Here is a 6,154-nt window from a genome sequence, read left to right on the forward strand (position 1 = left end):
GCCTATCAGTATCGCCAGTGCATTCGAGCAAAATGGTAGTTAAGACAATGCTCAGAGAAAAATAACCTTAACCCTACCAGTGTATCTCGACCCATCCAATACCTCAACCCTTGCGCGCATCGCGCAGACGAACGGACTAGCCAGGTGGCTCGAACGCGCTCGCACCGAAAAACAAAAACCAAATACCAGCGACCCGCGCTGTTCGCTCTCTCGACCATGGCGGCCGCTGGCCTCGTCATTCTAGCGCTGCGACCCGAGCCGTTGCCGGTCGAAGTACACCCACCCCCGGCAGCGCAGCTCGCCTTCCTTGTGGACGGCGCTTTTGGGGCACGCTTCGCCGGAGAAATGATTGCCCAACGTGAAGCCTTCTTTCCTTCCAACATTGCGCTACGTGCCGACCCGGATGATCCGGATTTCGTCGCAACCGTTGCACGTGAACATGCCATTGGCGTGACCAGCGGCCACAAATTCCTGCTGGGCTCCTGGCGCGGCGTCCCGGTGACTGCTTTCGCGGCAAGCTTTCTGGACACTTCCATCGTGATCTTCAGCTTGGAAAGCTCTGGCCTGCGTCGCCCCGCCGACCTCGTCGGCAAGCGGCTGGGCTACCGTAAAGGGAGCGAGGGCGAAGTAGTGGTCGATGCTATGATGGCGCAGCTCGGCTTGCCGCGCAGCCGAATCACCAAGGTCCCGGATCGCGACACGTTCGACGTACTGCGTGCCGGTGAGGTGGACGCTGTCATTGGCTTGATCGGCCAGGAGCCACGACCATCCGAGCCTGACTTTATTCGACTTAACGTGATCAGGCCGCAAGATTACGCCATCCACGTACCGGGAATGGTCTATTTCGCGAGCTCTGACCTTGTTCATGATCGTCCCTCAGCCGTGGCGGGGGTGCTGGCAGGTCTCATCAAAGGGTGGCAGTTCACCTACGCCGACTATGCACGCAGCGTGCCGGTTCTCGTTGGTATTGCCCCTGACAGGCTTAATGTGGATCGTTTGAAGTTCGAGCTCGAGCAGCAGCGAAGTCTCGTTCTGCCGACGGGGGGCCGGATCGCCGACTACGACGAAAGTCGTTGGAGAACCCTGCGCGATATCCTCATTTTTGCAAAGCTCGCCGAGGAGACGGTGCCTCTATCTCAGTCGATCAATTACCAACTATTGAAAGACGTCTATCGTCGTTCGCCTGATCTGGCTGCTCCAGGGGCTTTCGGTGGGGCGAAGTAGGGCTAAGAAGCCACACTTGGCCGCGATATCATCCCAGGACGTCCGATCTGCGCATCGGATCGGTTGCCTTTCTCTCCAGCGAATTGGTATTGTAGTTGTGAGATTTGAGGCTGATTTCCGGGTTCTATTCTACAAGCAACCCATTTTGGGCTTTTGAGATTAGGTTCGTCGGCGCAAAGGAGCTTTAAGGATGCACAACACGTTTGCGCGGGTCGGTTTTTTGGCAATTGCCGCATTCCTGGGTGCGGCGAATGGTGCCAAGGCGGGCATGCAAATGCCTGCAAGCGCGACCCTCCTGACAGGAGAGAGCCAGGCGACGCCCGCAACTTTCTGGGCCCAGCCCTACCCATACCGTTATGTGCCGCAGCGCCACTGCCCGCTCGTGCGTGTTGAGACGCCGTACGGCTGGTACATGGATCGCGTCTGCGCGCCGGAAGGCCCCATCCTGCGTCGCGCTTACTGATCAGCCTCACCGACTAGCTAACCTGGATAAAGCAAGCAGTCGTGCGATTGGCACGGCTGCTTTGTCTATTTTTGTGTCAATGGTCTGCCACCGGATTGCGCAACCAGGGGCTGTTCACCAAAAAAGCGACTTGACGCTAACTTGGGCTGCTGTCCGATAAAGATTGTGTTAACAAGTTGGTATGCTGCACTGCACGGTGGTGGAGTGTGCAGAGTGGCTCTGCAGTGGATTTTTCTGTAAAAATAGAGAGAAGGCTCGGGTAGTCATATGACGGGGGCATCAACGTACAATATTTCCGGAAAGCGCGTCTTTGTAGCCGGCCATCGCGGCATGGTCGGCTCTGCCGTCGTTCGGCGCCTTGCATCTGAGAATTGCACCATTCTTTTCGCCGATCGACATGAGGTGGATCTCACCAAGGAGGAGCCAACAATCCGATGGCTCGAGGCCAAGCGGCCTGAGGTCGTGGTTCACGCGGCCGCAAAGGTTGGAGGCATTGCCGCCAACAGCAACTTTCCTGTCGACTTTCTCTGTGACAATCTTTCGATCGAACTAAACGTCATCCGCGCCAGCCATGCCGTCGGCGTGCAGCGCCTCTTGTTTTTGGGATCATCATGCATTTACCCAAAGCATGCCAAGCAGCCGATCAGCGAAGATGAACTGCTCACCGGACCGCTTGAGCCTACTAATGAGTGGTATGCGATCGCGAAGATCGCTGGCCTCAAAATGTGTCAAGCGTACCGCCGCCAATTCGGTGATGACTTCTTCTCTGCGATGCCTACCAATCTTTATGGTCGTGGCGACAATTACCATCCCGATCATAGCCATGTGCCGGCGGCACTAATCCGACGGTTTCACGAAGCGAAGCTGGAGCAAGCTCCGACGGTGACTGTCTGGGGGACCGGAACGCCGCTGCGTGAATTTCTGAATGTCGATGATTTTGCTGACGCGTGTGTCTTCCTCCTAAAGAATTATTCAAGCGATAAGCCGATCAATGTCGGTAGCGGCGACGAGTTATCGATCGCCGATTTTGCGAGAACGATTGCAGACGTGGTGGGCTATCAGGGCAAGCTTGTCTTCGACACGTCCAAGCCCGACGGTACGCCACGTAAGCTGCTCGATAGCTCGCGGGTCCGGGCTCTTGGTTGGCGACCGAATACTCCTCTTCGCACTGGCCTCTCCGTTGCATATCAGGATTTTCTGAAAGGCTACGGCCGTCATCTGGAGGTTCGCGCCACCAGCTGAGCTCAACTATTCTGTCTGCAATAATTTCAGTTCTCAAAACTTACTTGGATTGCTCCTTTATGCGTGTTCTTTTGGTCGGCATCAATTATGCCCCCGATCTGATCGGAGTGGCGAAATACAATACCGAGCTCTGTGAAAGCCTCGTCGCCGAAGGTCACGACGTCAGGGTGATCACTGCTCCACCTTATTATCCGGGCTGGAAGATTCCGTCAGACTTCCGCAACTCCTACTATCGATCGAGGCATATTGATGGCGTTCGGGTGACGCGGACGCCGATCTATGTGCCTGGACGTCCGTCGGGGGCGAAGAGGCTCATTCATCACGCCTCTTTCGCACTCTCGAGCGCGGTGCCGGTCCTCGTAAATACTCTCTCCTGGCGACCAGATGTGATGGTCGCGGTTGCCCCTTCTCTAATGTCGGCTGCGTTCGTCTCAGTCGTTGCGCATCGCATCGGTGCCAAGTCATGGCTTCACGTTCAGGACTTCGAGGTGGATGCGGCGTTCGAACTTGGTCTGCTGCGCAACAATTCCTTGCGCAAATGGATGCTCAGGACGGAAGCTACGATCTTAAGGTCGTTTGATCACGTTTCGACTATTTCTCGACCGATGGTGGACCGCCTAATTGTAAAGGGCGTCGGTCTCGACAAAGCGGTCGAGGTCAGAAATTGGATTGACACCCGCGCGATCTGCCCCGCCTCGCGGATAACGACATATCGCGAGCAGCTGAAGCTGGGTGAGAGCGACATCGTTGGGCTTTACTCCGGAACGATGTCGAACAAGCAAGGTCTTGAATTCGTAATCGCGGCCGCTATCGGGCTAGAACAAAGCCATCCGCATATTCACTTCATTCTCGCGGGCGATGGTCCCGATAAGATGAGGCTTGAGCAAATGGCCGTTGGGCACTCCAATATCCATTTTTTCGGCCTTCAGCCGAAGGAAAGCTTCAACGAGTTAATGGCAACCGCCGATTTTCATCTGATCCCACAGAAGGCCAAGGCGGCCGATCTGGTGTTGCCTTCCAAACTTGGCGCCATCTTCGCGTCCGCTCGGCCAGTAATCGCAATGGCCGAAGAGGGTACGGGGCTGGCGGCAGAAGTAACTGGCGCCGGTCTCGTGATTCCACCTGGAGACGCCTCCGCTCTTCAAGTCGCAATTTGCGAGCTAAGCGAGGCATCCGCCCTCCGCCAGCATTACGGCGCTGAAGGAAGAAGGCGCGCTCTTGAGCGCTGGGACCGACAGACAATTGTTCATCGGTGGTCAGAAATAATGGAGGGCGATCGCAAGCCGGCCGGGCAGAAAAGTATCGGAGCTACAAGCGCGAACGATAACATTGGGCCTCCAATGGAGGATGCAGTTCGTTTGCCTTGAAAGCCAGACTGAGTTGCGTGTTGGCAAAAAACCGCCAGAAGTGAGCGCCCGCGGATGGGCGCCCGCCTCCTTCCATTCATTGTTGTCGTTGATCCATCCTGTCCTTACTCGTGACGCGGAAAGTATCGGAATCCGTGCTGCTTAATCAATTCGTCTCGCTTTGCCGATTCGAGGTCTTCCTTCATCATTTCCTGAACTAGCGCCTCGAATGAGGTCGTCGGCTCCCATCCGAGCTTCTGTTTCGCTTTTGTGGGATCTCCCAAGAGAGTGGCAACCTCGGTGGGGCGGAAATAACGAGGGTCGACGGAGACGATGCATTTGCCGGTAGAAGTATCATAACCCTTCTCATCGACACCGCTGCCTTCCCAGCGGATCCTTATACCGACTTCGCTAGCGGCTATGTTGACGAAATCTCTCACGGAGTGCTGCACGCCGGTAGCGATGACGAAATCTTCCGGCTTTTCCTGCTGCAGCATCAACCACTGCATCTCGACATAGTCGCGCGCGTGTCCCCAGTCGCGTAGCGCGTCGAGATTGCCAAGATAAAGTCGTTCCTGCAGGCCCAAATGGATGCGTGCAAGAGCACGCGTGATCTTTCGGGTGACGAACGTCTCGCCGCGAACGGGAGATTCGTGATTGAAGAGGATGCCGTTGCAGGCATACATGCCATAAGCTTCGCGGTAATTAACCGTGATCCAGTAAGCATAGAGCTTGGCGACCGCGTAGGGTGAACGCGGATAGAAAGGAGTAGTCTCCTTTTGCGGGATTTCCTGGACGAGGCCGTACAGCTCAGATGTCGACGCCTGATAAAACCTGGTTGTCTTTTCCAGCCCAACGATCCGCATCGCCTCAAGAATTCGAAGCGTCCCCAAGCCGTCGGAGTTCGCCGTGTACTCGGGTTCCTCGAAGGAGACGGCGACGTGGCTTTGTGCGGCGAGATTGTAGATCTCATCCGGCTGAACCTGACCAACAATACGTATAAGGCTCGAAGAGTCCGTCAGGTCCCCGTAATGAAGGCGGAACGGCGGATTTGGCTCGTGGGGGTCCAAATAGAGATGATCGATACGATCGGTGTTGAAGAGAGAGGTCCGGCGCTTGATGCCGTGTACTTCGTATCCCTTGCCCAAGAGCAATTCAGCGAGATAAGCGCCGTCTTGGCCGGTGACGCCAGTAATGAGTGCACGTTTTTTTGTCATAATGATCTCTGAGTTGGATTCCCCGGTCGTACTCGAAAACGGAGGGAATTGGGAGACGACCGGCGCCAAAAAAGCAAGCTTTGATTAATAGCGCTCAGATTTGCGGAATAGGCAATCGGTAGCCTTATCAAGGTAATTACGAATTTTCGCGTCTTGCCGCCAATCCGAATAGTATACCCTTCGACGTTTATTGCGTTGGAATTTATAAGGAGCTGCAGATTTGGACAAACGCATTATCCCCCTGATCATGTGCGGCGGTGCCGGAACGCGGCTGTGGCCGGCTTCGCGCGAGGTGCGCCCCAAGCAGTTCCTGCCGCTGTTCGGCACGCGCTCGACCTTCCAGGACACGCTGCTCCGCGTCTCCGAGGCCTCGCTGTTCGATCGCCCGATCGTCATCACCAATGCTTCCTACCGTTTCATGGTGCTGGAGCAGCTCGCCGAAATCGGCATCGAGGCCGACGTGATCCTCGAGCCGATGCGGCGCGATTCCGGTCCTGCGATCGCAGCCGGCGCGGTGTTCGCGCAGAACCGCGCCAGTGAGGCGATCGTGCTCGCGCTCGCCGCCGACCACGTGGTGCAGGACAATGCCGCGTTCGTCGCGGCGTGCCGCCAGGGCCTCACCGCCGCGAGCGCCGGGCGCATCGTCACCTTCGGCGTCAAGC

The 6,154-nt window shown here is 56.4% G+C and carries 6 protein-coding genes; 5 read left to right on the plus strand and 1 reads right to left on the minus strand.

Translation table 11 applies throughout. From position 1 onward, the window contains the following. The first annotated feature begins 144 nt into the window (after positions 1-144). The 4 genes from ACIPUD_RS29870 (at position 145) to ACIPUD_RS29885 (ending at position 4,296) form a co-directional block, all read left to right on the plus strand. On the plus strand, positions 145-1,224 hold the full coding sequence (locus tag ACIPUD_RS29870; protein ID WP_446482056.1) for an ABC transporter substrate-binding protein: 1,080 nt from the start codon (positions 145-147) through the stop codon (positions 1,222-1,224). A gap of 190 nt (positions 1,225-1,414) precedes the next feature. After that, positions 1,415-1,687, plus strand: coding sequence for a hypothetical protein (locus ACIPUD_RS29875; RefSeq protein WP_446482057.1), 273 nt, complete (start codon positions 1,415-1,417; stop codon positions 1,685-1,687). A gap of 267 nt (positions 1,688-1,954) precedes the next feature. Further along, positions 1,955-2,929 carry a GDP-L-fucose synthase family protein gene (locus ACIPUD_RS29880; protein ID WP_446482058.1) on the plus strand — a complete coding sequence of 325 codons (975 nt, stop codon included), beginning with the start codon at positions 1,955-1,957 and terminating at the stop codon, positions 2,927-2,929. Positions 2,930-2,988: 59 nt separating this feature from the next. Beyond that, a complete protein-coding gene (locus ACIPUD_RS29885; RefSeq protein ID WP_446482059.1) occupies positions 2,989-4,296 on the plus strand; it encodes a WcaI family glycosyltransferase in 1,308 nt (435 codons plus the stop codon). 104 nt (positions 4,297-4,400) lie between these two features. Here ACIPUD_RS29885 and gmd read toward each other — a convergent pair whose 3' ends face one another. Next, positions 4,401-5,492: a GDP-mannose 4,6-dehydratase gene (gene gmd / locus ACIPUD_RS29890; RefSeq protein WP_446482060.1), complete on the minus strand. Its 1,092-nt coding sequence runs from the start codon at positions 5,490-5,492 to the stop codon at positions 4,401-4,403. Positions 5,493-5,712: 220 nt separating this feature from the next. Between gmd and ACIPUD_RS29895 the strand changes: the two genes are divergently transcribed. Next, the coding region (locus tag ACIPUD_RS29895; RefSeq protein WP_446482061.1) for a sugar phosphate nucleotidyltransferase at positions 5,713-6,154 on the plus strand (442 nt) is incomplete at its 3' end.

This window comes from Bradyrhizobium sp. CAR08 (assembly GCF_052871955.1).

Coding starts and splice junctions, on each gene's coding strand:
- ACIPUD_RS29875 (WP_446482057.1), top strand. CDS start 1,415: ATGCACAACACGTTTGCGCGGGTCGGTTTTTTGGCAATTGCCGCATTC.
- ACIPUD_RS29885 (WP_446482059.1), top strand. CDS start 2,989: ATGCGTGTTCTTTTGGTCGGCATCAATTATGCCCCCGATCTGATCGGA.
- gmd (WP_446482060.1), bottom strand. CDS start 5,492: ATGACAAAAAAACGTGCACTCATTACTGGCGTCACCGGCCAAGACGGC.
- ACIPUD_RS29880 (WP_446482058.1), top strand. CDS start 1,955: ATGACGGGGGCATCAACGTACAATATTTCCGGAAAGCGCGTCTTTGTA.